This window comes from Roseivirga sp. E12 (genome assembly GCF_017592825.1).
In the GTDB taxonomy this organism is placed as follows: Bacteria; Bacteroidota; Bacteroidia; order Cytophagales; family Cyclobacteriaceae; genus Roseivirga.
Genome location: NZ_JAGFMD010000006.1, coordinates 124,451 through 150,788 on the forward strand (window position 1 = coordinate 124,451; position 26,338 = coordinate 150,788).

A 26,338-nucleotide genomic window follows, 5' to 3' on the forward strand; every position below is an offset into this window, starting at 1 on the left:
GGCTTAACCCTTAGCGTTCACACGGTCGTACATCGATTGCTCATCTAAGGCAGACTCGACTCTATCTAGTGTTGTCAACAGATCTCCTGCAGCCTCATTGAGGAGTTCGTCATTGGCAGCTTTGATACGCTCCCAAGTAGTGCTCATCTTGTTGACCAATTGCTGACCTTTTGCCGAAAGTTTTAGAAGTCGCTTACGCTGGTCTGCAGTATCTTTCCGTTCTTCAGCCAGGCCTTTTTCTACCAAAACATTGGCTACTTGATTCACGGCAGGGTGCGTTTGTCTGAGCATAGTAGACAATTCTGTCACTGCCAGTTCTTCCCCATCCTTTAAGGCATAGATCATTGCAAACCATCGAGGTTCGAAGTCGAAAGCCGATTCTTTATAAATCTGCGCGACATCACGAGCCAAGCGTTCGCTAAGGTTTTTTAGACGAGTAGCCAGTGCGAGGCTACCAAGTTCTTCTATGATATTTCTTTCCAATTATTTCTTCTTTTTGGGTGCTATAAAAGGCACTCTTTCGGTGCGGATCAGCTCTGTAAGATCTTCCAAGCCTTTCTCAATCGCCTTTGCTTGTTCCATCACGGTATCATACTTCACCGTCATATCTGTCACACGTTGTTTTTGCCCGTTTGTAATTGGCGGTTCAATTCCGTCAATTGTACCATAAATATGCAGCAGCTGGACTTCTAGCTTATTCTCAAAGTTGATCACATCTTGAAAGGTCTTCTGCTTTGGCTGCACCATTTCTGCTTCTGAAGTATTAATCAATTCCAACACTTCATCTGCCTTTTCATGTACAGAAGCATAATCCTCTTTAGAAATCCTTGATTTCAAATCATTGATTTGCGATCTGATCGAACGAATATCATTGGCCTTCTCCTGAAGGCCTTCTATCATCTTTCTTACCCCTTCTAAATACGATTGTTGCGTAGTATAATCATTATCATTCGCCTCCCATCGCGGATCTGGGTTGATGGTCACATCCTTTTCTACTACAGCCTCTCCATAGGTGAAAGTCACTTTGTAATCGCCAGGCGCCACACGGTGACCACCAGCACCTAAGCCTACAAATACACCATCAACTCCCTTAAAATTGGTCATAGATAAGTTCCAATTGAATCTGTTCATTCCAGACTTCTTGGTGATTTTCTCTTGACGATCTTTTGAATCCGTTGAGAATGACCTCACCAAGCTGCCTTGGGCATTTTTGAACTCAACTTTGAGATTCAATGAATCAACATTCTCCTTGATGTAATACATGATAGAGAAGCCAGGGTATGGATTCTGACCTATTGATCTGTTGCCTGTTCTAAAAGCATTGTCCCGAATGGCATTCTCCGGTTCGTAAACATAAAAGTCTGCGTTGGCTGCTTGACTCAGTTCGTAAAGTGGATTCAAATCATCCATTACCCAGAAAGCACGGCCTTGGGTGGCGATGATAAGATCATTGCCATGTACCATCAAATCAGTGATCGGCACGATGGGTAGGTTTCTTTGGAATTCATTCCACTTTACACCACCATCAAAGGATACATAGAGTCCCAATTCAGTTCCTGCAAAAAGCAAGTCCTTTTGTTTTGGGTCTTCCCTAACCACTCTGACATGCGCCTCATCGGCAATGCCATTCACCATTCTGTTCCAAGATTGTCCATAGTCAGTCGACTTGAAGATATGCGGAGTAAAGTCATTGAACTTATACTTATTAAAAGCCACATATACTGTGCCCGGATCGTGAGGAGAAACTTCGATTTGGTTGATCATTCCGTCACCAGTATTTGGAATGGTAATCTCTGTCCAATTAGCACCACCATCCTTTGTAATATGAAGCATACCATCGTCAGCACCCGTGTAAATCACTTCTGGTGTATGTGGTGATTCTGCTACATAATAGATAGCATGATAAATCTCGCCACCGGCTCCTTCATTGGTGATGGGGCCTCCACCCCAATTGATTTTTGTACTGTCATTTCTAGTCAAATCCGGGCTGATCTCTTCCCAAGTAATCCCTCGGTTAGAAGTCTTTAATAGCTTATTTCCAGCGTGATAGATTACAGAAGGATCATGTTTCGAAGCGATAATCGGAGCGTTCCAATTGAAGCGATATTTTACATCTCTCGGGTTAGTACCCAAACCCTGAAAAGGATAGGCCATTACGTCTTTGGTCTGCTTTGTCTTCGCATTCCATTCGTCAATAATACCTTGATAGCAGCCAGAATATACGTATTTAGGGTCTTTTGGGTCGAAAGCTGAGTAGGCACTCTCACAACCTCCTACTGAGAAAAAGTCCTCATTGCTAATACCACCACCATTAACCCGAGATGGAATGGAAACCGAACTATTGTCTTGCTGACCGCCATAAATACGATAAGGGAATTGCATATCGGCATTCACTCGATAGAACTGTGCTGTTGGCTGATTGTCTTGACGTGACCAGTCCTTACCTCCGTTGATGGAGACGTTGGCTCCTCCATCATTCGCATTGATCATGTATTGTGGATGTTCAGGGTTGACCCACACCTGATGATTATCACCATGTGGCGTACCTAAATTCACAAATGTCTTTCCATTATCAGTAGACTGCACCAAAGGAGCATTCATGATAAAAACACCTTCTTCATCTGTCGGATGTGCCTGAATGTGCATATAGTACCAAGAGCGCGCTCTTAGCAAGCGATCGGGATTGATCAACCTCCAATTTTTCCCACCATTATCCGATCGGTAAAGACCGCCCTTATCGGCTTCGATAATTGCCCAAACTTTATTCGGGTTAGCACGCGAAACGGAAACCCCAATTTTTCCCATCACCCCTTTCGGAAGCCCCTTCGAGAGTTTTTTCCAAGTCAAACCGCCATCAACGGATTTCCAAATACCACTACCTGGGCCTCCACTTTGAACTTTCCAAGGGTACCTTCTATGGTCCCAGTAAGCAGCATAGATGATTCTTGGGTTGGTCATATCCATGCTCAAGTCACTAATTCCTGAGTTTTCGTCTACATAATGAACCTTCGTCCAGGTTTGACCACCATCTTCAGAGCGATAAATACCCCTGTCTTCGGTAGCTCCATATGGACTTCCCTGAGCACCAACAATCACGATATCGGGATTATCAGGATGCACTACGATCTTAGAAATCTGCCTTGTTTTTTCAAGGCCAATATGACTCCATGTCTTACCAGCATCAGTCGACTTATAGATGCCATCACCATGAGAAGTCATCACCCCTCGGACTGGTGCTTCACCCATACCAACATAGACTACATTGGGGTCAGACTCAGATACTGCAATTGCTCCTACCGAAGCGGTATTAAAAAAGCCATCGGAAATATTGAACCAACTTTCACCAGCATCATCGGTTTTCCAGACACCTCCTGTTGCTCCCATATAATAGGTCATCGGGTCTTGAACAACCCCTGCCACTGCAGTAGCTCTGCCCCCTCGAAATGGACCGACCAGACGGAATTCCATCGCATTATATAATGCGGTGTCGTAAGATACGCCTCGTGGCTCTTGAGTTTTGCGCTTGCGTCTTTGGGCAAAAGACTCAGGTAAGGAAATCAATAGGATCAGGCCTGCTAACAATAGCGAACGGAGCACTCTCATGAATTTTGGTTTAAGGTTGTGTCTCAAGATAGTCATTGCCACCAGTAAAAACCAACGTCATTTTGATAGGTGATTTTGTATATTCGAACAAACAGTCATTCCTATGAAGTCAAGGCCCTATTTATACTTATTAATGCTGTCACTGGTATTGGTTTTTTCTTGCCAAGAAAATGGCGATAAGCCAAATCATGAGGAAGAAACGATCACACGATTTGAACGCGATGGCTCCTCAATACTGAAAGGTGTAAAAGTACCTGATGGTAAGAGCATGTATTTTGCCAGTGGTATTGTGGCGACCGAGAAGGATGCGAATAAACCCGTGGGTGACCGGGGCCGCTTTGGTGATACTTATGATCAAAGTGTGAGCGCACTGAAACGAATTCAAAGTTATCTGGGCGAACAAGGCTTAAGTTTAAAGGATGTGATCGCCATGAAAGTTTATGTGGCTCCCGATCCTGAGAACGATAATAAACCAGATTTTCAAGCCTGGTTCAAAGCCTATGGGGAATACTTCGGCAATCAGGAAAACCCCAATAAAGTAGCCCGATCGACTATTGGTGTGTATACCCTAGTTGACCCCAATAAATTTATAGAAATAGAAGTTAGAGCCGTTTACCCATAATCATCATGAAACTCAAATCAACACTTTTAGCCCTTATCAGTCTAATAACTTTTAGCATACAAGGGCAGACACACAATGAGTATGAAGTCTCTTTTGACAATAGAGTTCATCACGAAGCTCATATCAAAGTCAAGTTCTCCAACCTTGAAAACAAAGTATTGGAGATAAGAATGAGCCGAAGCTCTCCTGGACGATATGCGGTACATGAATTTGCCAAGAATGTTTACGCAGTCAAAGCAACGGATGGTAAGGGGAATGCGCTCGCGGTTACGAGGTCAAACCCAAGCCAATGGGATGTTGCTGGACATGATGGTACAGTAAACTTTGAATATACATTGTATGCTAATCGCGCTGGCGGAACTTACTCTGGTGTGGATGAAACACATGCTCACTTTAATATCCCGGCCACTTTTGTTTGGGCAAGAAACCTTGGGCATAGACCAGTGACTGTAAAGTATAATCTGCCGGAGGGTTCCAACTGGAAGGTTGCTACGCAAATGAAGAACATGGGTAATGATACCTATTACGCCCCTGACACTTATTATTTTATGGACAGTCCAACAGAGATTGCTGACTTTCATTTGAGAGAGCGAATGATTGATGGACAGAACGTTAGACTGGCGCTTCATACTCCTGCCAGCGATGAGGAAGTCGATACGTATTTTGAGGAAGTCGTGAAGATCGTTGAGCAGCAGGCAGCAGTTTTTGGAGAGCTACCTAAGTTCGATTTTGGTGAATACACTTTCTTGTCTTGCTACGTGCCAAACGCCAGTGGTGATGGTATGGAGCATCGAAACTCTACCTACGTGGTAAGTGGCAAGTCTGCAAGTCGACCTTTGGGAAATACCTCTATGGGTACCATTTCACATGAGTTTTTCCATGCCTGGAATGTTGAGAGAATCAGACCTGCTTCTTTAGAACCTTTCGATTTTGAAGATGCCAATATGAGTGGAGAGCTCTGGTTTGCCGAAGGATTTACCAGTTACTATACTAACCTCATCCGTGCGCGTTCAGGAAACATTACAAAAGAACAATATGTAAACGGACTTGGCGGGGCTGTAAGCTATGTTATCAATGCACCAGGAAGGAAGTATTTCAACCCGATTGAGATGAGCTACCGTGCTCCGTTTGTAGATGCCGCAGCGTCTATAGACCCGACCAACAACAGCAACATCTTTATATCTTACTATACCTACGGATCAGTCATTGGCTTGGCCCTAGATATGTCATTGCGCACCATGGATAATGGAAAAAGCTTGGATGGTTATATGCAGCATGTCTGGAAGACCCATGGCAAACCCGAGATCCCATATGCCGTGAAAGACCTTGAAGCAAGACTCGCAGAATATGCTGGAGATGCATTTTCCAAAGAGTTCTTTGGTAAATACATCTTTGATAGTCAAATGCCAGACTACGAAGGGCTTTTTGAGCAAATGGGCGTAAGTTTCGAAAACCCCAACGCGGGTCAAGTTTCACTTGGTGCTAACCTTAGAATGGTAGATGGTACAGCCCGATTAACAAGCAACGCCATTGTCGGTTCTCCTCTTTACGAAGCGGGAATAGAGCGAGAAGATAAGATCTTGAGTATCGCAGGAAAGCGCATGGAAGATGTGGAAGGAAGAATCAATATTTCAGAAATTTTATTGCAATACAAACCTGGAGACCGCATAGAAATTGGCATTGACCGATGGGGTGAAAAAATGAACAAAGCTGTAGTGTTAGGCGAAAACCAAAACAAGCGCAGCTCATGGAATGCCGATGCCTCATCAGCTGCCAAAAAAAGAAGAGAGGATTGGTTGAGTAAGAAGTAAAGTATGGCATTTATTGGTACCCATCCACTAAGTAAAACTAAAAACAGAGAAATATAGCACATTCTCTTTCTATCCCGAGCGTGGCCGAGGGAACCTGAAGAATGTATAAGTCCTCTCCTCAAGGTCGAGATAAAAAAGGGAGGTACAAAATTAATGGAGAGCATAAGACACTCTCTTTTCATCCCGAGTGACACCGAGGGAACTTAGCTCATGAAACCAACATACTACATATACATCACTACTAACCCTGATAAAACTGTCTTATACATTGGGCGAACTGACAACCTTTGCCAAAGACTCACTGAGCATTGGTTATCACGTGGCTCAAATGAGAATTTTGCCGGAAAGTACTACTGCTATAACCTAGTTTACTTTGAGGAAACGCCTTATGTATTAAATGCCATTGCCAGAGAAAAGCAGCTAAAAAAATGGAGAAGGTCGAAGAAAGAATGGTTGATTAATCAATCGAATCCCAAATGGACTTTTCTGAATAATGAATTAATGGAATGGCCACCCAAAGACCCTTTTCATAGGAAGGAATTTTATGAATAAGCCCTCTTCAAGAGAGATATGTGATCAATAGCCGAGGGAACTTAACTAGATGCATAAGGCCTCTCCACAAGGTCGAGGTAAAAAGAGTACCCTATAAAAGACAGCGCGAAACTAGCACGCTCCCTTTCTATCCCGAGCGTAGCCGAGGGAACTCAAGTGTAATGAGAGAGGTATTAAGTCAGTTTCAACTGATAGCTCGTGCTTCTTCCGCCTTCTGCTGATTTCACCAAAACTTCCTTTTTCAAAAGATCATTGATATCTCTACCAGCGGTGTCTTGAGAACACTTGCACATCTTGGCCCACTTAGAGGATGTCAGTTTGCCAAAGAATCCGTCAAAGAGCTTATTAACCATCTTTGACTGCCTTTCATTAAATGGTGTACTGGCATGCTTCTCCCAGAATTTCGCCTTTTGTACTGTCGTCTGTAATAACTCTCCACTGGCTTCGACTGCCTTTTCCAGGCAGTCTATAAACCACATCAGCCAATTGGTGATATTAAGATTGCCTTTTTGCGTTTGCTCCAAGATATCATAATACTGCTGCCGTTGGTTTCGGATCTCTGCTGACAAGCTGTAAAACCTTTGGCTACTGTCATCGGCTCTAGCCAATAGCATATCACCAACTGCCCTGGCCATTCTTCCGTTGCCATCATCAAATGGATGAATAGTAACAAACCATAAGTGAGCGATAGCGGCTTTCAAAACAGGGTCGTAAGGGCTTGGTTTGTTAAGCCAGTCCAAAAAACTGGACATCTCAGCCTCAAGGAGATTTGAAGCTGGAGCTTCAAAGTGTACCCTCTCTTTACCCAACGGACCAGAAACAACTTGCATTGGATCATTTGGTAAATTATCCCTCCACTTACCAACTACTATCGGAACCCCTCCAGACGTACTCGTAGGGAACAAAAGTTTGTGCCAGTTAAAGAGTCTCTGTTTTGTAAGCTTCTTTTCATGATTTCTTGTGGCATCCAGAGTCATTTCAACCACTCCATCAACATGCCTGTCTGAAGGAACAAGGCCAGCTATTTCAAGCCCTAGTTTTCTAGCTACAGATGAACGTACTTGGTCATGATCGAGCATTTCACCCTCAATTTCACTCGATTTGGTTACATCTGATATGAGTGTATTCAGGCTGGCCTCTATTTTCAAGGTAAAGCCAAGTCCCTCCATCTTACCCAAAAGGTATCCTTGCTTGTTCCTTACCTGAACAAGCCTTTCTAGTACTTGAGCTTTATCCCAAGTGAAATTTGGCCAATCTTTTAGCTGATGAACATATTTCATATTCTCCGCAAATTATACGGTGAATGTAATAATTATTCTCCGCATCACAAATATAATCTCCGCATTATTTGCAGAGATTATATTTCATATTCTCCGCAAAAATAAAAAACACCACTGAACCCATAAGTTCAAGTGGTGTTTTACTATTTAGGAAGAAGTCTAAACCTCCTCTACTTTTTCAATATTCACAAACTCAATTTCTCCATCTATGTTCAGCTCAATGCTCACTACAGAATCTTTACTGATTTCTCCTGAGAGAATCTGTTTGGAAAGCTCATTCAGCACCTTACGTTGAATCACCCTTTTTAACGGTCTAGCACCAAATTGTGGATCGTAGCCAATCTCTCCGAGATAATCCAGCACTTCACTGGTTGCTTCGATCTCAATGCCATTTTCTTTCAGTTGTCTTTGTATCAAACCAAACTGAATAGCCACAATCTGTCGGATATTATCCTTACTGAGCGGCATAAACATGATCGTTTCATCAATTCTGTTTAAGAACTCAGGCCTCACCGATTTCTTCAGCATTTCAAAGACTTGATTTTTCGTTTGCTCAATCAACTCCAGCACATTGTCTTCATTGATTTTCTCAAAGTTCTCCTGAATCAGGTGGGCGCCAGTATTACTGGTCATGATAATGATGGTATTCTTAAAGTTTGCAATACGTCCTTTATTATCAGTCAACCTTCCTTCATCAAGCACTTGCAGAAGTACATTAAATGCATCTGGATGCGCCTTCTCAATCTCATCTAAGAGAATTACTGAATAAGGCTTTCTTCGAACCGCTTCAGTGAGTTGGCCCCCTTCATCGTAACCGACATAACCCGGAGGCGCTCCAATCAATCGGCTCACTGCATGCCTTTCTTGATACTCAGACATATCGATACGTACCATGTTATTCTCATCGTTGAAGAGGTATTCGGCCAAGGCTTTTGCCAATTCCGTTTTACCTACCCCGGTGGTACCTAAGAATATGAAAGAACCAATCGGCCTCTTCGGATCCTGGAGCCCCGCTCTACTTCTACGGACGGCATCAGAAAGTGCAGCAATTGCTTCACCTTGACCAGCGACTCTCCTTCCAAGTTCTTCTTCCAAATGAAGTAGCTTCTCTCTTTCAGACTGAAGCATTTTAGACACTGGAATCCCAGTCCATTTGGCGACTACTTCACCAATGTCTTCAGCATCAACCTCCTCTTTCAGCAAGGTGGTTCCACCCTGCATTTCCTTCATCTTCAGCTTAAGCTCTTCTAGCTTTTGCTCAGCCTCGGTGATCTTGCCATACCTGATTTCCGCTACCAGACCAAAGTCTCCTTCACGTTCGGCCTTTTCAGCCTCCATCTTGTACCTATCGATATTCTCTTTCTCTTCACGAATGCCTGTGATTATTGCTTTCTCATTCTCCCACTTCCCTTTTAAGCCATCACGTTTCTCTGAAAGCTCAGCAATCTCCTTGGAGAGTACGACTTCTTTGTCCTTGTTCTTCTCTCTTCTAATCGCCTCACGTTCAATTTCCAACTGCATAATCTTACGATTGAGTTCATCCAGTTCTTGAGGAAGTGAGTCAATCTCAATTCTCAATTTGGATGCAGCTTCATCCATCAAATCAATGGCCTTGTCTGGCAAAAACCTATCGGAAATGTACCTACTAGAGAGTTCTACTGCTGCGATTACCGCATCGTCCTGAATACGTACACCATGGTGAACTTCGTATTTTTCCTTGATTCCACGAAGGATAGAGATCGCATCCTCTTGAGTGGGTTCATCTACTGTTACAGTCTGGAACCTGCGCTCCAAAGCCTTATCCTTTTCGATGTGTTTCTGATACTCTTTAAGCGTAGTCGCCCCGATCGCATGCAACTCACCCCTCGCCAAAGCAGGCTTCAGCAGATTGGCAGCATCCATGGCTCCCTCTCCACCACCAGCACCGATTAAGGTGTGGATCTCATCGATGAAGAGGACTATTTCTCCATTGGAGTCCTGCACTTCTTTGATCACCGCTTTTAGTCTCTCCTCAAACTCTCCTTTATACTTCGCTCCGGCTACCAGAAGCCCCATATCAAGTGATATGAGTGTCTTTGTTTTGAGGTTCTCTGGCACATCACCATCTACGATACGCTGGGCCATGCCTTCCACAATCGCGGTTTTACCAACACCAGGCTCACCTATAAGCATAGGGTTGTTCTTCGTCCTTCTGGAGAGAATTTGAAGCACGCGCCTAATTTCTTCATCTCTACCTATCACTGGATCAATCTTCCCGGCCTTGGCCAGCTCATTCAAATTTTTCGAGTACCGTTCGAGCGACTGATACTTCGACTCTGCATTTTGATCGGTCACACTATTTCCTCCTCTTAATTCCTTAATGGCTTCGATGAGCTCTTTCTTAGCAAAGCCGACTTCTTTCATCAAAGCGGCTGTCTTTTCTTTTCCACTTAAAAGACCGAGCACAATATGTTCAACAGCAACAAACTCGTCTCTAAATTCTTTCAAATAGTCCAATGCCTTAGTTAATGCTGCATGTGCATCATTAGACAAGTAAGGTTGCTGTCCACTTGCCTTTGGATAACCGGCTACTACCTCTTCCAACTTCGTATCAAGTTGTACCCTATTCATTCCCAACTTCTTTATCAGAAAAGACATCACATTCTCATCAGATAAAAGGATCGCTTTCAAAAGGTGCCCTGGTTCAATCGCTTGCTGCCCATTACCGCTTGCGATTTCGGCCGCCTTTTGAATGGCTTCCTGCGACTTGATAGTATATTTTTTGAAATCCATATCTAACTTAAATTTTGGGTTTTTGCCCAACATCTACCGCTGCTGAACAAAGAATACTCCAACTCAACAATTCGGAAATAATGGCTGGATTCTTGCTCTAAACCGAAGAAAAACCGCCATTCTGTCACGTTAAAACTCGAATTGGTCAATTAATTCGTATTTTATGTATGCAAAACTCAAGACTATGAAACGCGCTCAACTCCTCACTCTCCTACTATTTATTTGCTTTCAAACAAATTCGTCTTACGCACAGAGGGACTCATTTCAAGATTGGTTGAAAAGCTTTCAGAACTACCAGATGGAGCTGCCGACTGAAAAGGTATTTCTACACCTAGACAAATCTGAGTATACCCTCGGAGAAACCATTTGGATGAAATCATACTTGGTTGCGGGCGCAGGTCACATCCCTTCTCCTTTTAGTCAAAACGTTTATGTTGAACTCATTGACGAAAAGGACGAAGTCAAGAAGCGGTTGACATTGAGATCTGAAGAGGGCGTTTCCAAGGCGAGCCTGGCCTTAACTACTGATTTGCAACCTGGGTTTTACTATTTGAGATCATATACAAACTGGATGAAAAACCAGGGTGAGGAATTCTTTTTCAAAAAGAGAATCAAAGTTCATTCATTGAAACTTAATGAAGCGATCAGTCCTATCGTTGCGCAGCAAAAAGTTGACCTCAAGTTTTATCCTGAAGGCGGTGACTTAGTGAATGGCATATCAAGTAAAGTTGCTTTTGAAGTGACTGGAATAAACGAAAGTAAGCTTCCTGTTTCAGGTAAGGTATTCGATCGCAATCAGCAAGAAATAGCCACATTCGTCACAGAACATGAGGGAAAGGGTGTTTTCGCTATGCTGCCAAACGGTGACGACTACTATGCCCAGCTTGACGGCTCAGACACAAAGTATGATATACCAAAAGTGAAACCTGAGGGCATGACGCTGAGCGTGACAGAGCAAACTGCTGATTACCTGGGTGTGGCCTTAAAGACAGCCGAACCAGCTAATGAAAATTATTACTTAATGGTGCACACCAGGGGTTATGTCACCTATGCCTCTGAGATTACGGTCCGTAACACCAAAAATCTACTGAAGATAGACAAGAGTGAGCTTCCCAATGGAATTGCTCATTTAACTCTTTTCGATCAAGACATGGAACCTGTTGCTGAAAGATTGGTTTTTAACTATTCATCTTCAGATATCAAAATCGACATAAGCACAAGTAATCCGCAATACACCAGTAGAGACTTGGCCACCATCAATCTAAAAGTTACCGATAAGAAGGGTAATCCAGTACAAGGCTCATTTTCACTTTCTGCCTTTGATTCCAAGTTGGTTCAAAATGATCAGTTTGATTACAATATCGCGGCCAACTTACTACTAACCTCTGACCTTGGGGGGTACATCAAAAATCCGTCACAATATTTAAAGCAAGATGAACAGTCTAAAGCGAATACAGATTTATTGATGATGGTCAATGGCTGGAGGCGCTTCAAATGGTCCTCGCTTAACCTTGACAAAAGACAACCTGAATATGCTTTTGAGCAATCACTGACTTTGGAGGGTGTGATGACCCGAACAGGTGGAAAGGCTTTTAAAAATGGTCGCGTTTTCTTATTGAACAAGGAAGAAAATGGAAAGAATAAATCATCTCGTTTTGTAGAAGCTGACTTGGATGGAAATTTTGCTTTTGAAAACCTGGTCTTTTACGATACTACCGAGTTAACCCTTCAAGGCTTCCAAAAGAAAAAAGCTCGAGATATAGAGTTTAATATTAACAATGATTACGAAGTAATTCCCAACTCCAAATTCTTGGGTGAATCTGCTCCAGATAATCCTGACAGACTTAGGGCCTTAAAGGAATCAGTAATTACTTCGATAAGAATAGACAGCACTTACAGAAAAGAAAATGGCATCATCTACCTCGATGATGTATATGTAACTGCCAACAAACGCGAGGAGAAGTACAGGACCCTTAATTCTCAATATGGAAAGGGAGAAGCATATCTAAATTTTGACAACTTGTCTCTTGAGGAAAAGCATGGAAGAGATCCGTTCACGGTAATGCTGGGTAGACTCGCTGGTTTTTCATTAAGTGGTTCTAGTGCAGGGAATAATGGTAACTCTTTGGGTGGAGGCAATTCAGGGTCAGCCGGAAGTGGATCGATTGGGTCAGATGGATCACTTGGTGCCGGGGCTATACGACCATCATCCAGTGGCGGGGGTAGTTTTACGGATAACGCCACAGTAAATGATCCAATGTTCAGAAAACCAACACTTCGACCTGGACCTTTTCAGGGCGGTCCGCTAATTCTCATTGACAATGTGCCTGTACCATACACTGCGGTTTATGATCTAAGAGCCACCGAGATTGACTATGTCGAAGTTTACAAAAGTGCTTCAGCTGCAATGTTTGGGGTAAACGGATTTAATGGCGCCATGGCCTTCTACACATTGAAGGGAGATAAGTTGAGAAAGGCAATGAACCTTAAACCTGGAATGAGGATAATCACCGGCAATGGCTATCATGCCGCTAGAGAATTCTATGCTCCTAAATATGATGAGTCAAACAAGGAGCAGTTCATTCCTGATGAACGCTCAACCATCTTTTGGGCTCCGATGATCACAACGGATAGTGAAGGAAAAGCGCAAATAGAATTCTATACGCATGATAAAAACTCTAATGTATTCATCGATGTACAAGGTATTTCTAAAACAGGATTCACTGGAGTTGGGTCGGCACAATTTGCCATTCGTAGGAACTTATAAAGCGTCTTAAAGTTTCCTTGGCTATTTTTGCTGATAGATAAGTAGCCATGTCCAGAATTAAAATTACGCTTCCGCAAACCAAAGTCTTTGAAACAAAGCTGAGCATCAGAATCTCAGATATCAACTACGGAAACCATCTGGGGAATGACAGTGTACTCAGCTTAATGCACGAAGCCCGTTTTCGTTTCTACAAGAGCCTCGGCTACACTGATGAGCTCAGTATTGATGGTGTAGGAACTATACAAGTAGACACAGCTATCCAATACAAGGGAGAGGGATTTCATGGTGATGAGGTCAAAGTTGAAATCTACTTAGGAGATACCACCTCCAAAAGTATGGACCTGTACTATCGGTTGGCCATAACCGACTCTGACAAATTGATTGCCCTTGGCAAAACAGGCATCGCCTTCTATAACTATACAGAAAAGAAAGTCAGCAATATGCCCGATTCGATTGCTGAAAAGCTTGCAGGCTTTACATCATAGGCATTCCTACGATTAGTGCTACCTTTGCGCCATGAGTACATCAGCACCTGTAAAAAGAGATATCCGTCAGCTTTCTTTGGATGATATCAAAGACTTCTTTGTAGCCGAAGGCGAACAGGCATTTCGTGCTAAACAGGTATATGAATGGCTCTGGAAAAAGTCAGCCAAGGACTTTGATCAAATGACCAATATTTCTCTTCAAACAAGAGAGAAATTAAAGGCACACTTTGATATCAAACATGTCAAAGTAGACCAGATGCAGCGGAGTAATGATGGTACCATCAAAAATGCCGTCAAACTACATGATAGCTTGGTGGTTGAATCTGTTTTGATTCCCACGGAAAAGCGAATCACAGCATGTATTTCGTCACAAGTAGGGTGCAGCCTTGATTGTAACTTCTGTGCAACCGCGAGGTTAAAACGCATGCGTAACCTCAATGCAGATGAGATCTACGATCAGGTAGTGGCCATCAAAGATCAAGGAGATCTATATTTCGAAAGACCGCTGACCAATATTGTTTACATGGGCATGGGCGAGCCATTATTGAACTATAAAAATGTGCTCAAGTCCATTGAAATGATCACATCCCCGGAAGGCTTGGGCATGTCTCCAAGACGCATCACCCTTTCTACAGTGGGCATTCCAAAGATGATCAAGCAGCTCGCTGATGATGACGTGAAATTCAACCTAGCAGTCTCATTACATTCTGCTATTGATGAGTCCAGGTCTAAAATGATGCCCATCAATGAGAAGAGCAACCTGGCTGAACTAGCAGAATCACTTCAATATTGGCACAACAAAACTGGCCGAAAAGTTACTTTTGAATATGTAGTTTGGAAGAACATCAACGATGACGAGCGACATGCGAAAGCCTTGGCTAAGTACTGTGGCAAGGTAGCCTCTAAAGTGAACATCATTGAATACAACCCGATTGATGATGGAGAGTATCAACAAGCTGCTCCAGAAAGCTTAGATATGTACCAACGCATACTAGAAGCAAAGGGAATTATCGTGAATGTCAGAAGAAGTCGTGGTAAAGATATCGATGCAGCTTGTGGGCAGCTAGCGAATAAGAGCTAGTATCTTTTCTATTTCTGGACCTCTCCACAGGGTCGAGGTGAAAAAGAGAGTGCTCGCAAGAATCAGTATTCATTCCCTTTCTATCCCGAGCGGAGCCGAGGGAACTAAAGTGCCAGTAGAAACCTAGAGAAAAAATCATAATTCTGTTTTCTGAACTAGCTTCGAAAAACAGATCAGTAATTAGTCTTTACTAGCGTTAAAAAGCTTTTGCTTCTCTTCTTTGCTTAAGGCGTCATATCCCTTATCGGAAATCTTATCTAGAATCGCATCAATTTCCGCCTGACTGGTTTCCTTCTTACTAGAAGTCTTAGCACTGGCCCTTTTTGAAGCTTTTGCCTTAGGCCTAGAACTCGCTTCCTTTTTATAGGAGACTTTAATCTTCGGTTGTGGTTTGAACAGGCTCTTCACCCAAATGATAAAGCTAACAATCGGCTTACTCCAGTCATTGCCCTTCTGCAATTGAACCATTCCAAAATAACCGACCAAAGCGCCACCTAGGTGGGCAATCTCTCCGCCTGCATTTGACCCAGTAGATTGTAGCAAGGAGGCCACAACACTAAAGGCAGCGATATACTTCAGCTTTACAGGTCCAATCAATATCAGGTTGACAGTAAAGTTCGGCTGAAAAGTGGCAGCTCCTACCACTATAGCAGTCACCCCAGCAGATGCTCCCAATAAATTAGCATAGGGTACGGCATCTGCAAAGAAGGGAAAGAGGTTATAGACGAGTATGTAGAATAGCCCACCTCCAATACCTCCCCAGAAGTAGAAACCTAAAAGCTTGTTCTGTCCTAAATACTCAGCAATGATTCTCCCAAACCAGTACATCCAAAGCATATTAAACAGGATGTGAAAAAGGCCTTCGTGGAAGAAGAAGTAGGTAATGAGCGACCACGGCCTGAAAACAAGACTAGTCGTGTCTGCTGGTAAGGTAAGATATCTGGCAAGCTCGCTATAGATACCCACTTGGTTAGACAATGTCAGCAAAACTGACAATACTCCCATAAATAGGAATACCACCACATTGATAACAATGATCTGATTTAAGACATTACCTGTCTTAAAAGCGAGTTTAAAATCGTCTAGAATACTCTTCATTTACTAATAGAACTTATTTCGCTCCTGCTTCCACAACCTAACTAACACATAAGCGATCAATGCCCCACCAATATGTGCCAAGTGAGCCACATTGTCACCTGGTGCTCTCGAAAACTCGGAATATACCTCGTAGAGAATATAGAATCCAACAAGGTATTTGGCCTTTATAGGGAAAGGCAAAAAGAGTAAAAAGAGTTCTGTATTTGGAAAGAATAAGGCAAAGGCCGCCAGGATACCAAACACAGCTCCTGAGGCTCCCACCATATTGTATCTGCCGTACAAGTCATAGAGTTGCCATGCATATCTCACCGAAGTTTCTTTAAGCCTTGGGCTATTTTCGTTACGAGAGTAATCATCCACAAACTTATAAATCTCCGGATTGAGATTCTCTCCGTGGTCTACTAACAGCTGATTAAAGCCTTGGGAGGTAGGATTTGTAACATATGCTTCTACATCACTTTTCACGCCTCGGACTTCAAGATAATTAACGCCCGTATAGAAAAGACCTGCGCCAATACCAGTCACCATATAGAGAATCAAAAATTTCTTCTGTCCTAGGAATTGCTCTAGTAATGGGCCGAATATAAAAAGGGCAAACATGTTTCCGAATAGGTGCATAATACTGTTTGTACTATGCAGAAACATATAGGTGATAAACTGATAGGGTTTAAACTCGTCAGATAGAATAAAGTACAGACCGAAGTACTCTCCTAGATCAAACTTCATCAGCATCTGAACTACGGCAATACCGATATTGATTAAGAGAAGCTGTTTTACTAAGGGCGTTAATCTTCCGAACATAAATGCTAATTAAAAAACTGGGCTATCTTTTCCAATTCTAGAATAAAGGTGGTCTTAATGCCACTTGGCGAATAATTTGGTGTTTTACACGCGAAGAGCTGATCAATTAACGATGACATCTCTGCTTGGGTTAACTCATTCCCCCTTTTTATTGAAGATCTTTTGGCAATGGCCCTCGCAACATTCTCGTCATTTGAAATACTCAATTCAGACTTATTCTGCTTGAACTGCTCGATAAAACCCTCAAAAAGCACTTTTTCGTTTCCTGTTTTCAGATCTGCCGGCACCCCATTGATCACAATTGCGTGATTACCAAAATCGGAAAACTCAAAGCCTATGGCATTGAGTTCGTCCTTTATATCATTGACCAACGAAAAATCTGCTGGGTTCAACTCCAACGTCTGAGGAAACAATGACTGTTGTGAAGCACCAGACCGTTGTTGCAGCTGTAGCAAGAACTTCTCATAAAGTATTCTTTCATGTGCTTCTTGCTGCGCAATTATCATCAAGCCGGATTTCACATGAGTTGCTATATATTGCTGATGGATCTGAAAATAGGCTTTGTGTTCGCGAGAAGCATGAGATACAGCTTCAGGAGAATTTGCCGCACTGCCTAGAGTAATCGTACTCTGAGCTTCAGGATGAATCTCCATTTGGGCATTCTGCTCCTCCTCCTTAGAAATATCTTGTTTTAAACCTTCATAGAGCTTCTCCCACTGACCTACATCTTGCTTCTTGTCGAAAGTTTTGAACTGTGAGTAGTCGCGATCCGCAGTTGAAGTTCTTTCTTTTGGTGGGACAGATTGAAAAGAAGCAAAGTTCACGTCCTGATTGAAATCCAAGGCAGGAACAATATTGTGTGTTCCTAAGGCTTGTCGCACTGCCGCCTTTACAATAGCATATACAGTACGCTCATCATCAAACTTAATTTCGGTCTTTGTTGGGTGAACATTAATATCGATATGCTTTGGATCGATTTCTATAAACAGTGTATAAAATGGATAAGTCGAATCCGGTAAGAGACTTTCGAAAGCCGTCATCACCGCATGATTCAGATAGTTACTCTTGATAAATCGGTTATTGACAAAAAAGAATTGCTCACCTCGTGTTTTCTTGGCAAACTCTGGTTTTCCTACATAACCGTAAACGCGAAGTAAATCTGTCTCCTCCTCGCAAGAGGCCATCTGGTCTTGGTACTTCTTTCCGAAAATGCCAACCACACGCTTGCTTAGTTTACCTCCGCTCAGCTTATACACCTCCATGTCATTTTGATACAATGACATGCCAATCTCCGAATTGGCCAAAGCCACGCGTTGAAACTCATCTACAATGTGACGCATTTCCACCGCATTCGACTTGAGAAAATTTCTACGGGCCGGAACATTAAAAAACAGGTTCTTCACGCAGGTTGAAGTTCCTTTTGGCATGGCAATCGGCCCCTGATTCTTGACTTCGGAAGCTTCTATTTGAATCATCACTCCCAATTCATCCTCCTCCCTTCGCGACTTCAGCTCCACCTGGCCAACAGCTGCAATAGAAGCCATTGCTTCACCCCGAAAACCCATGGTCTTAATGGCAAAAAGGTCATCTGCAGTCCTAATCTTTGAAGTAGCATGGCGTTCGAAGCTCATGCGAGCGTCTATATCAGACATACCAATACCATCATCCACTACTTGGATAAGGGATTTTCCAGAATCTTTCACGATTAACTTGATATCAGATGCCCCCGCATCAATTGCATTTTCTAATAGCTCCTTGACCACAGAGGCAGGACGCTGGACAACTTCACCAGCGGCTATCTGATTAGCAATGTTATCAGGTAATAACTTTATGATATCGGGCATTCTAAACTTCGGAAGTTACTTTTTAAATCGCTTCCAAAGATAGAACGGAATATAGAGTAAGGCTAAATAAAATATGTCTGATCCAACATAAACAAAACCACCGGCAAACATGACAAGCACAATCATGATGATAAGCCTGAGCATCATAGTTTGCCCGACACCATCGCCCTTAGCATGCTTCATGTTTTTTCTAAAAGAACCGGCTATTTGAGAACTGTAGCCTGGATCGATTGCATCATCGGCAAGACCCAACTCGGCTTTAATGCGAGAGGTTCGGTTTTCAATGTCCTCTTTAATTGGGTCGTAATAACGTGGAGTAACATGAAAACGCTGGTACTTCACTTTTTTCATCAAACTCGGAAGCTTCATCATATCACTACTCCTTTTTTAACGTTCTTACTAATGTCCTAAAAATATAGTTTATTTACTTTTATTAAAAGTCAAACGCCTCTATGATGAAAAAAGTTATTGTGATGGTGTTGATGTTTCTGGTTAGTTGGGGTCCATTATGGGCGCAGAAAATCTACCAGAAAATAGATACACAAGCACAAGAAGAGTGGGTGGATAGCACCTTCAATAGCTTAACTCCTGAAGAAAGAATAGGACAGCTTTTCATGGTAGCGGCATACTCTAACCGTGACGAAAAACATTACAAAGAGATCGACAAGCTCATCACCGATTACAACATTGGCGGACTGATTTTCTTTCAAGGTGGGCCGTACCGTCAGGCCAAACTTAACAATCGCTATCAATCAAAATCCAAGATCCCATTAGCAATCGCCATGGATGCCGAATGGGGAATTGGCATGCGCCTAGACAGCGTTCTCGATTTCCCTAGGCAAATGACTCTGGGAGCCATTCAAGACAATAAGTGGATTTATGAGATGGGCAAAGAAGTGGCCAATCAATTCCATGTGCTCAATATGCATATCAACTTTGCTCCTGTAGTAGATGTCAATGTAAACCCAAATAACCCTGTCATCGGTTACCGATCGTTTGGTGAAAACAAATTCTCAGTGTCTGAAAAAGGAATTGCCTACATGAAGGGTATGCAAGACCATGGAGTTATGGCCAATGCCAAGCACTTTCCAGGCCATGGCGATACGGATACAGACTCTCATTATAGCTTACCCGTTATAAAACACTCTGTAGAACGCATGACGGAAACGGAGCTTTACCCATTCAAGCAACTAATGAAGGATAGCCTTATGAGCATTATGGTCGCCCACCTTCAAGTTCCTTCCTATGATGACCGTGAAAACATGCCGACCACTTTGTCTGAGAAGGTGGTCACTGATTTGCTAAAAAAGGAACTGGAATTCAGCGGACTGGTCTTTACTGATGCCATGAACATGCAGGGCGTAGCTAAGTACTATAACCCGGGAGAAGCAGATGTAAAAGCCTTACAGGCAGGTAATGACATTATCCTTTTCCCATTAGATGTACCGAAGGCGATCAAACAAGTAAAAAAGGCACTCAAGAAGGAGCGATTGGATCAGGCTTCCATAGATGAGCGTGTAAAGAAGATACTCAGGGCAAAGTATTGGTTTGGACTCAATGAATTGGAGATGATTAACACTACCAATTTGACAAAGCGAATCAATAATGACTATGCACAGTTGCTCAACAGGATACTCTATCAAAAAGCGATCACAGTAGTCGACAACCAAGACAAACTGCTTCCAATTATAGACTTAGGAGAAGGAACTTTTACCTCCATTAGTCTTGGCGAAGGTGATCCAACTGAGTTTAGAAGGATGCTCGATAAATACGCAAAGTTCAACCATTCGACATCTGATTCTCTCGATGTCGAAGCATTCGGGCAAGACGATTTGGTGGTCATCTCCTATCATGGCATCACTAACTCTCCAAAGAACCAACATGGGGTGAACGATGATGATCTCGCTTTTATCGAGTCACTTCAGGCAAAAACCAATGTGATTGTTGTCGCGCTTGGAAACGCTTATAGCCTTCAATATTTCGAAGGCATTAAAAACATCATTTGTACTTATGAGGATAATGAGATTACTCAAAACCTAGCTCCTCAAATCATCTTTGGAGCACTAAAAGCAGAAGGCAAGCTCCCTATTTCAGCAGGAGAGCATTTTAAAGCTGGTACTGGTATTGAAACACTTGTCACTTCCAGGTTGAGCTACGGCATGCCGGCCGAAGTAGGTATGAACATCGATTCATTGAGAAAGATTGATGCAATTATAGAAGAGGCAATCCGGGACAAGGCAACTCCGGGAGCACAGGTTATAGTGGCCAGAAAAGGCAAAGTGGTCTACCAAAAGAACTTCGGACACCAGACCTATGCAGAAGAAAAGCCCGTTGAAGATCACACCATTTATGATGTCGCCTCCATCACCAAAGTAGCAGCCACTACTCAGGTTATCATGAAACTGTATGAGGAGAAAAGATTGGACATTAATAAAACACTGGGCTACTATTTGAAGGACTTGCGGGGCACTAACAAAGACTCATTATTAATCAGAGATGTATTGACGCATCAGGCAGGTTTAAAGCCTTACATCCCCTTCTGGGAAAAGACTGTTGACAAGGGAGAGTTGAAAGCAGAATATTTCTCCGATGCCTCGGGACCAAATCATGATTTTCGCTTCCAGGAAGACGATCTTCCTCCAGCCCTAGCCGATTCTGTCTGGCAATGGACAATTGACTCTGATCTAAGGGATTTACCAAAAAAGAAAAAGCGGTACGACTATTTATATTCCGATCTTGGCTATACCCTGATGTACCATGTCATCTCTGAAATCATTCAAGAGCCGGTTGAGACATACATTCAAAGAGAGTTTTACGGACCTCTTGGGCTAAGCAGAACCATGTACCTGCCGTTAGAAAAGGGATATGGAAAAGATATAGCCCCTAGTGAGGTTGATGACTACTTCAGAAATACTATTGTATGCGGGAGTGTTCATGATCAAAACGCTACGCTAATGGGTGGCATCGCTGGCCACGCTGGGCTTTTCAGCAGCGCAAATGATCTGGCTATTCTTATGCAAATGAATATGCAGATGGGTGAGTATGCAGAAAAGAAATATTTCCAAAACTGGACCATTCCGATTTTTACAAGTGCTCAATACATGGAAAATCGTAGAGGGTTGGGCTGGGACAAACCCATCACAGGAACTGACGAAGGCCCGACCAGCAAATATTCATCGGCAAGTACCTTTGGACATACAGGCTTTACGGGTGCCGCAGTTTGGGCAGACCCGGCCGAAGAGCTAGTTTTTGTATTCCTCTGTAACCGTACTTATCCCGAAAGTGATAACTTCAAATTGCTCGAAGATAATGTGCGAACAAGGATCCATGATTTGCTGTACGAATCAATTTTTGAACCTAAAGCCGATTAATTCGGTTTAACATTTCGTAGCGCGACATTTTTCAAATGAAGATAGGAATTGTATGTTACCCCACATTCGGAGGAAGTGGTGTAGTAGCAACTGAATTAGGCAAAGGATTGGCCAAAAATGGTCATGAAGTGCATTTTATTACTTACTCACAGCCGACAAGGTTAGATTTTTTTAACGAAAATCTATTCTACCACGAAGTCAACATTAGGTCTTATCCCCTTTTCAAATACCCACCTTATGAACTTGCACTCGCCAGTAAAATGGTAGATGTAGCAAAATTTGAAAAACTAGATTTGCTTCATGTTCATTATGCTATTCCGCACGCATCAGCAGCGGTAATGGCAAGGCAAATTCTAAAGTCTGAAGGAATAGACATCCCGGTAGTTACCACACTTCACGGTACCGACATCACACTAGTGGGTAAAGATCCATCCTACGAACCCGTTGTCACTTTTAGTATCAACCAATCAGATGGAGTTACTGCTGTATCTGAGGACCTGAAAAAAGACACTTATAAGCACTTTAATATCTTAAGAGAAATTGAAGTGATACCTAACTTTATCGACCTTACTAAATTCAAAAGACAGCGTAAGGACCATTTTAAAACGGCAATTTGTCCAAATGGTGAAAAACTGATCGTCCATACCTCTAACTTCAGAAAAGTAAAGAGAGTAGACGATGTAGTACGCATCTTCCATAAAATCTCAGAGACAGTACCGGCCAGGTTACTATTGGTAGGCGATGGCCCAGAAAGAGGCCATATAGAGGCCCTTTGTAGAGAACTAGGAATCTATGACGAAGTAAGGTTCTTAGGTAAATTAGAAGCTGTAGAAGAAGTTCTTTCTGTGGCAGATTTATTCCTCATGCCTTCTGAAAAAGAAAGTTTTGGTCTTGCCGCTCTTGAGGCAATGGCCTGCGAAGTGCCAGTAATATCGTCAAGAGCTGGGGGTATTCCTGAATTGAATATTGATGGTGTAACTGGCTTTACATCTAAAATTGGAGATGTCGAAGAGATGACCAAAAATGCGCTACATATTCTAAGTGAGGAGCATCTCGAAACATTCAAGAAAAATGCCTTAGCTCAAGCCAAGAAGTTTGATATAGAGGTAATTCTTCCGATTTATGAAAAATTCTATGCAGATGTAGCAGCCACTATGTTGGCCACATCGTAAAAGGCATATACTTTCGGCTTAATGAAAATAGGAATTGTTGGTTGCGGATGGCTAGGATTACCTTTAGCCCAATCACTTGTTAATTCAGGTCATAAGGTCATTGGCTCCACAACAAGCGAAGGCAAAATGGATTTGTTGTCTTCCAAAGGAATAGAGCCAGTACTCTTTAGGCTTAATCCAATGCCCGAGGGTATTGGTTTCAACCGGCTCTTTCAAGTTGACTTACTGATCATCAACATCCCTCCTGGTAGAAAGAAAAACACACCAGAGTTTTATGAAGAGCAAATCAAGTATTTGAAATACCAGCTTCAGTCCAGTACCGTTAAAGAGGTAATTTTTATTAGCTCAACCTCTTATTATCCAAATAACAATGCATCTGTAGACGTCAATACAGCACCTAACTTTGACAAAGGATCTTCAAAGGCAGTTGTAAAAGGTGAAGGACAAATAAGTGAAATCAAACAAGCACTTACTATTCTAAGATGTGGTGGACTCATGGGAAATGATCGAATTCCCGGAAAATGGTTTGCAGGAAAGCCTACAAAAGGTGCTGACACAAAAGTCAACTACATTCACCTAGAAGATATTATAAACACAATCGGTCAATTAATCGATGAGTCGGGTTCAGCTGATCAAAAACAAATATTCAACTTAGTTTCTGATCATCATCCAACGCGTAAAGAAGTGCATGAAAAGATGGCTGCAAAATATGGGTTTGACCTTCCGATTTGGGAAGAGCCTTCCGTCATTCCATCCAAAATAGTGGAAAGTAGTTTTAAAAACTCAAGTCTTAAATCTCCGCTTGACTATTAAGCTTCGATGACTTCTAGAAAGAGTTCGCCTTGCTTCAGTTGTTGATATGCCTTCATCTGATTCAATCTATTCTTGATTTCAAGAAATCGATCATACTCTAGCTGAGCCATCTGAAAGCCCTTTCTGTAGGCTTTAGGTGAATTTATCACCCTTTCAATTCTTTTAAATTTCATGGTGTCAGTTTAATAAACATACCACACCCATTAATTCTCCCTACCCCCCCAACACGTAATATTGTGGATAAAGTTCAAAGGTGGATTTGTATGTCCATACTATAGACGCTTGAACGCCTAGTATACACTTAGACCCATTTATGTTAAAAAAAGTAAACGGGTCTTAAGTGATTAGACTCAAATTCCACCATTGTGTTACTGCCAGGCACCTAATATTATACCCACTATGGTATAGGCAACAATATGATAACCTGAGTCTATCAGCATAAGACCTGCCGACTTGCGGGCGAAAAGGTAATTCATGCTAATCGATGGAAAAAGAAAGAAAATACCGGTCATGAGGCCCATTGTGGCACCATAGGTAGCATTCATATCCGGGTTTTCACCGAAACCATAAAAGAAAATGGCCATGCCTACTGAAATGATGAGTGCAAAAATAAAAGCTGATCCAAAGAGTTTGCCCATGTTGGCATTCTTCATATCGTCATCAGAAAGGCCTACCCCTTTTTGCCAAGACTTACCAAAAATAGGTCCATACCAAACAGCCCCTAGGGCAAAAAATGCGACAGCAGCTACAATTACTGCAAGCCAATTAATAGCAGAAACATCCATAATTATAAGATTTAGTTAAAGTTGAAATTCAAAAAAAATGCTACTTCTTAACCTGAATACCTTCATACAGATCGTCTGAATGGCCATCATTATCCCAATCGAGATATCCAATGAAACCAGCCTTCCCTTCTCGCCAATCAAAAAAATAGGCGGTTGTTATACCATCCTCTGTTAAAAACAAACTGTCTCCTTTCAAAGCCCATTCGCCTGCTTTACTCTGAAGAATTTCTCCCGTCAAACTGATATAATCGGAGTTATATTTCCCATCTTCAGTATAAGTGGTAAGAATGGGTTTAATACCCAAAACATTTTCCCATTGTCCTTCTGGAACACTAAAAAGAGAGTCAGTGCTTCCATCAAGTGCTCCAATTTTTACCGTCATGGATTCATTATACCACTGACCAAGCAACTGGGTCTTTTTAGTATTTGATTGACAAGCGAAGAAGAACAAAGAGGTACAAAGCAGAAGCGCCTGAGGATATCCAAGTTTAAAAAATTGCACGGATGAATATAATAAAAATGTAGTATATGCTGATTATCAGTCTTCTAGCATGGTTATAAGGTCATCCACACCTGTTATTAGTAAGACATTGTCTGGGTACTCCAACTCTTCCATGAAGTACGGATTACCCGTAATAAGTATGTTTTGTGATGTAAAAGCCTCTGACAATTCATAGATATATGCTTGGGTGTCGATTTTAGAAGCTGGGGCCTTTATAAAAGTGAATATTGTTTCTGGCTTTGAGATATCCGTTACATGTTGGAGGTCCCTGAAAGGTATGTCTACCCCTAAATAAATACACTGCTTTCCTCTGTTCTTCAATACGTAAGTAAACAAGAGTATCAACAGGTCATTAAACTCTGACTTAGGCAAAAACAGCAAATATTTTTCAGAATCAGAGCTTGGTATCAATAGTCCGTCAATGGCTACAATTATCTTCTGTCTGATAAGCTGATAAATGAAATGTTCTTGGGCAGTAGAAACTTCACCAATTCTCCACATTACCCCAATTCTTTTTAGAAAGGGGTAGATAATTTTGACCAGGGTCTGTTCAAAACTTCTTTGAAGTAAGCTCGATGCCAAGATTTTCTCAAACCTACGCTCATCCAAATCCAACATAGCGATCACCAACTCGTTAATTATTGAGTTAACCTGATGATCTTCTTTCGTAGGATATCCTTTGTCGATAATATCTCTCAGGGCCTCATTAAACTCCTCTTGTGAAAACCCACAGATTTGAGAAATTCGAAAACCATTTTCGACTAGTAGTGAAACATTAAGCAGGTATTTCAACTGCTCATCGTCATAAAATCGGATATTGGTTTCAGTCCTTTGAGGCTTTAGCAATTGATATCTTTGCTCCCATATGCGAATGGTATGGGCCTTTATACCAGAGAACTTTTCCAGATCCTTTATGGAGTATTTTATCACTTCGATAGTTATCTATGAAAAGATACACAAAAGCTAATCAATACTACTT

Annotated in this window: 21 protein-coding genes; 9 read left to right on the forward strand and 12 right to left on the reverse strand. The window is 42.1% G+C overall.

Features of this window, described 5'->3' with window-relative positions; translation table 11 throughout:
• Positions 1–3: 3 nt before the first annotated feature.
• Both J4E76_RS14295 and J4E76_RS14300 read right to left on the reverse strand, forming a co-directional pair.
• Complete coding sequence (locus tag J4E76_RS14295; RefSeq protein WP_208505285.1) at positions 4–483, reverse strand: MarR family winged helix-turn-helix transcriptional regulator; 480 nt, start codon at positions 481–483, stop codon at positions 4–6.
• Complete coding sequence (locus J4E76_RS14300) at positions 484–3,603, reverse strand: glycosyl hydrolase (protein WP_208505286.1); 3,120 nt, start codon at positions 3,601–3,603, stop codon at positions 484–486.
• Between the two features lie 103 nt (positions 3,604–3,706).
• Here J4E76_RS14300 and J4E76_RS14305 point away from each other — a divergent pair, with 103 nt between their 5' ends.
• The 3 genes from J4E76_RS14305 (at position 3,707) to J4E76_RS14315 (ending at position 6,588) form a co-directional block, all read left to right on the forward strand.
• Positions 3,707–4,225, forward strand: coding sequence for a RidA family protein (locus J4E76_RS14305; protein WP_208505287.1), 519 nt, complete (start codon positions 3,707–3,709; stop codon positions 4,223–4,225).
• Positions 4,226–4,230: 5 nt separating this feature from the next.
• The gene (locus J4E76_RS14310) at positions 4,231–6,036 is read left to right on the forward strand and encodes a M61 family metallopeptidase (protein WP_208505288.1); all 1,806 of its coding nucleotides are present in this window, start codon (positions 4,231–4,233) and stop codon (positions 6,034–6,036) included.
• Between the two features lie 210 nt (positions 6,037–6,246).
• Positions 6,247–6,588, forward strand: a complete 342-nt coding sequence (locus J4E76_RS14315) for a GIY-YIG nuclease family protein (RefSeq protein ID WP_208505289.1) — start codon at positions 6,247–6,249, stop codon at positions 6,586–6,588.
• 173 nt (positions 6,589–6,761) lie between these two features.
• Here J4E76_RS14315 and J4E76_RS14320 read toward each other — a convergent pair whose 3' ends face one another.
• Together J4E76_RS14320 and clpB are read right to left on the reverse strand one after the other, a co-directional pair.
• Positions 6,762–7,868, reverse strand: coding sequence for a Fic family protein (locus tag J4E76_RS14320; protein WP_208505290.1), 1,107 nt, complete (start codon positions 7,866–7,868; stop codon positions 6,762–6,764).
• Positions 7,869–8,027: 159 nt separating this feature from the next.
• Positions 8,028–10,640, reverse strand: coding sequence for an ATP-dependent chaperone ClpB (gene clpB / locus J4E76_RS14325; RefSeq protein WP_208505291.1), 2,613 nt, complete (start codon positions 10,638–10,640; stop codon positions 8,028–8,030).
• 184 nt (positions 10,641–10,824) lie between these two features.
• On the opposite strand from clpB, the gene J4E76_RS14330 reads away from it, so the two are divergent.
• From J4E76_RS14330 to rlmN, 3 genes are read left to right on the forward strand one after another with little or no spacing between them, the layout of a single operon-like run.
• The gene (locus tag J4E76_RS14330; RefSeq protein WP_208505292.1) at positions 10,825–13,407 is read left to right on the forward strand and encodes a Plug domain-containing protein; all 2,583 of its coding nucleotides are present in this window, start codon (positions 10,825–10,827) and stop codon (positions 13,405–13,407) included.
• A gap of 47 nt (positions 13,408–13,454) precedes the next feature.
• Positions 13,455–13,892, forward strand: a complete 438-nt coding sequence (locus tag J4E76_RS14335) for a thioesterase family protein (protein ID WP_208505294.1) — start codon at positions 13,455–13,457, stop codon at positions 13,890–13,892.
• Between the two features lie 31 nt (positions 13,893–13,923).
• The gene (rlmN, locus tag J4E76_RS14340; protein ID WP_208505296.1) at positions 13,924–14,973 is read left to right on the forward strand and encodes a 23S rRNA (adenine(2503)-C(2))-methyltransferase RlmN; all 1,050 of its coding nucleotides are present in this window, start codon (positions 13,924–13,926) and stop codon (positions 14,971–14,973) included.
• 180 nt (positions 14,974–15,153) lie between these two features.
• Here rlmN and J4E76_RS14345 read toward each other — a convergent pair whose 3' ends face one another.
• From J4E76_RS14345 to J4E76_RS14360, 4 genes are read right to left on the reverse strand one after another with little or no spacing between them, the layout of a single operon-like run.
• Positions 15,154–16,071 carry a rhomboid family intramembrane serine protease gene (locus J4E76_RS14345; protein WP_208505297.1) on the reverse strand — a complete coding sequence of 306 codons (918 nt, stop codon included), beginning with the start codon at positions 16,069–16,071 and terminating at the stop codon, positions 15,154–15,156.
• 3 nt (positions 16,072–16,074) lie between these two features.
• Positions 16,075–16,872 carry a rhomboid family intramembrane serine protease gene (locus tag J4E76_RS14350; RefSeq protein ID WP_208505299.1) on the reverse strand — a complete coding sequence of 266 codons (798 nt, stop codon included), beginning with the start codon at positions 16,870–16,872 and terminating at the stop codon, positions 16,075–16,077.
• 5 nt (positions 16,873–16,877) lie between these two features.
• Complete coding sequence (mutL, locus tag J4E76_RS14355) at positions 16,878–18,716, reverse strand: DNA mismatch repair endonuclease MutL (RefSeq protein ID WP_208505300.1); 1,839 nt, start codon at positions 18,714–18,716, stop codon at positions 16,878–16,880.
• 15 nt (positions 18,717–18,731) lie between these two features.
• On the reverse strand, positions 18,732–19,067 hold the full coding sequence (locus J4E76_RS14360; RefSeq protein WP_208505302.1) for a hypothetical protein: 336 nt from the start codon (positions 19,065–19,067) through the stop codon (positions 18,732–18,734).
• A 104-nt stretch (positions 19,068–19,171) separates the two neighbouring features.
• Between J4E76_RS14360 and J4E76_RS14365 the strand changes: the two genes are divergently transcribed.
• Genes J4E76_RS14365 through J4E76_RS14375 form a run of 3 tightly spaced genes read left to right on the forward strand, consistent with a single transcriptional unit; the run spans position 19,172 to position 24,072 of the window.
• The gene (locus J4E76_RS14365) at positions 19,172–22,087 is read left to right on the forward strand and encodes a glycoside hydrolase family 3 N-terminal domain-containing protein (RefSeq protein WP_236017477.1); all 2,916 of its coding nucleotides are present in this window, start codon (positions 19,172–19,174) and stop codon (positions 22,085–22,087) included.
• 35 nt (positions 22,088–22,122) lie between these two features.
• A complete protein-coding gene (gene bshA / locus J4E76_RS14370) occupies positions 22,123–23,259 on the forward strand; it encodes an N-acetyl-alpha-D-glucosaminyl L-malate synthase BshA (protein ID WP_208505306.1) in 1,137 nt (378 codons plus the stop codon).
• Between the two features lie 21 nt (positions 23,260–23,280).
• Positions 23,281–24,072: an NAD(P)-binding domain-containing protein gene (locus J4E76_RS14375; RefSeq protein ID WP_208505308.1), complete on the forward strand. Its 792-nt coding sequence runs from the start codon at positions 23,281–23,283 to the stop codon at positions 24,070–24,072.
• Here the strand turns inward: J4E76_RS14375 and J4E76_RS14380 are convergent.
• The 4 genes from J4E76_RS14380 to J4E76_RS14395 form a co-directional block, all read right to left on the reverse strand.
• Entirely contained in the window at positions 24,069–24,245 is a 177-nt protein-coding gene (locus J4E76_RS14380; protein WP_208505310.1) for a hypothetical protein, read from the reverse strand. The genes J4E76_RS14375 and J4E76_RS14380 overlap by 4 nt on opposite strands.
• 195 nt (positions 24,246–24,440) lie before the next feature.
• Positions 24,441–24,857, reverse strand: coding sequence for a DUF1761 domain-containing protein (locus tag J4E76_RS14385; RefSeq protein WP_208505312.1), 417 nt, complete (start codon positions 24,855–24,857; stop codon positions 24,441–24,443).
• 40 nt (positions 24,858–24,897) lie between these two features.
• On the reverse strand, positions 24,898–25,359 hold the full coding sequence (locus J4E76_RS14390) for a hypothetical protein (protein WP_208505314.1): 462 nt from the start codon (positions 25,357–25,359) through the stop codon (positions 24,898–24,900).
• Between the two features lie 36 nt (positions 25,360–25,395).
• The gene (locus J4E76_RS14395; protein ID WP_208505316.1) at positions 25,396–26,289 is read right to left on the reverse strand and encodes a MerR family transcriptional regulator; all 894 of its coding nucleotides are present in this window, start codon (positions 26,287–26,289) and stop codon (positions 25,396–25,398) included.
• Positions 26,290–26,338: the final 49 nt, after the last annotated feature.

What these genes read in the sequence shown, in the direction of transcription:
- J4E76_RS14300 (WP_208505286.1), bottom strand. Translation starts at nt 3,603, where the DNA reads ATGAGAGTGCTCCGTTCGCTATTGTTAGCAGGCCTGATCCTATTGATT.
- J4E76_RS14305 (WP_208505287.1), top strand. Translation starts at nt 3,707, where the DNA reads ATGAAGTCAAGGCCCTATTTATACTTATTAATGCTGTCACTGGTATTG.
- J4E76_RS14310 (WP_208505288.1), top strand. Translation starts at nt 4,231, where the DNA reads ATGAAACTCAAATCAACACTTTTAGCCCTTATCAGTCTAATAACTTTT.
- J4E76_RS14315 (WP_208505289.1), top strand. Translation starts at nt 6,247, where the DNA reads ATGAAACCAACATACTACATATACATCACTACTAACCCTGATAAAACT.
- J4E76_RS14320 (WP_208505290.1), bottom strand. Translation starts at nt 7,868, where the DNA reads ATGAAATATGTTCATCAGCTAAAAGATTGGCCAAATTTCACTTGGGAT.
- clpB (WP_208505291.1), bottom strand. Translation starts at nt 10,640, where the DNA reads ATGGATTTCAAAAAATATACTATCAAGTCGCAGGAAGCCATTCAAAAG.
- J4E76_RS14330 (WP_208505292.1), top strand. Translation starts at nt 10,825, where the DNA reads ATGAAACGCGCTCAACTCCTCACTCTCCTACTATTTATTTGCTTTCAA.
- J4E76_RS14335 (WP_208505294.1), top strand. Translation starts at nt 13,455, where the DNA reads ATGTCCAGAATTAAAATTACGCTTCCGCAAACCAAAGTCTTTGAAACA.
- rlmN (WP_208505296.1), top strand. Translation starts at nt 13,924, where the DNA reads ATGAGTACATCAGCACCTGTAAAAAGAGATATCCGTCAGCTTTCTTTG.
- J4E76_RS14345 (WP_208505297.1), bottom strand. Translation starts at nt 16,071, where the DNA reads ATGAAGAGTATTCTAGACGATTTTAAACTCGCTTTTAAGACAGGTAAT.
- J4E76_RS14350 (WP_208505299.1), bottom strand. Translation starts at nt 16,872, where the DNA reads ATGTTCGGAAGATTAACGCCCTTAGTAAAACAGCTTCTCTTAATCAAT.
- mutL (WP_208505300.1), bottom strand. Translation starts at nt 18,716, where the DNA reads ATGCCCGATATCATAAAGTTATTACCTGATAACATTGCTAATCAGATA.
- J4E76_RS14360 (WP_208505302.1), bottom strand. Translation starts at nt 19,067, where the DNA reads ATGAAAAAAGTGAAGTACCAGCGTTTTCATGTTACTCCACGTTATTAC.
- J4E76_RS14365 (WP_236017477.1), top strand. Translation starts at nt 19,172, where the DNA reads ATGAAAAAAGTTATTGTGATGGTGTTGATGTTTCTGGTTAGTTGGGGT.
- bshA (WP_208505306.1), top strand. Translation starts at nt 22,123, where the DNA reads ATGAAGATAGGAATTGTATGTTACCCCACATTCGGAGGAAGTGGTGTA.
- J4E76_RS14375 (WP_208505308.1), top strand. Translation starts at nt 23,281, where the DNA reads ATGAAAATAGGAATTGTTGGTTGCGGATGGCTAGGATTACCTTTAGCC.
- J4E76_RS14380 (WP_208505310.1), bottom strand. Translation starts at nt 24,245, where the DNA reads ATGAAATTTAAAAGAATTGAAAGGGTGATAAATTCACCTAAAGCCTAC.
- J4E76_RS14385 (WP_208505312.1), bottom strand. Translation starts at nt 24,857, where the DNA reads ATGGATGTTTCTGCTATTAATTGGCTTGCAGTAATTGTAGCTGCTGTC.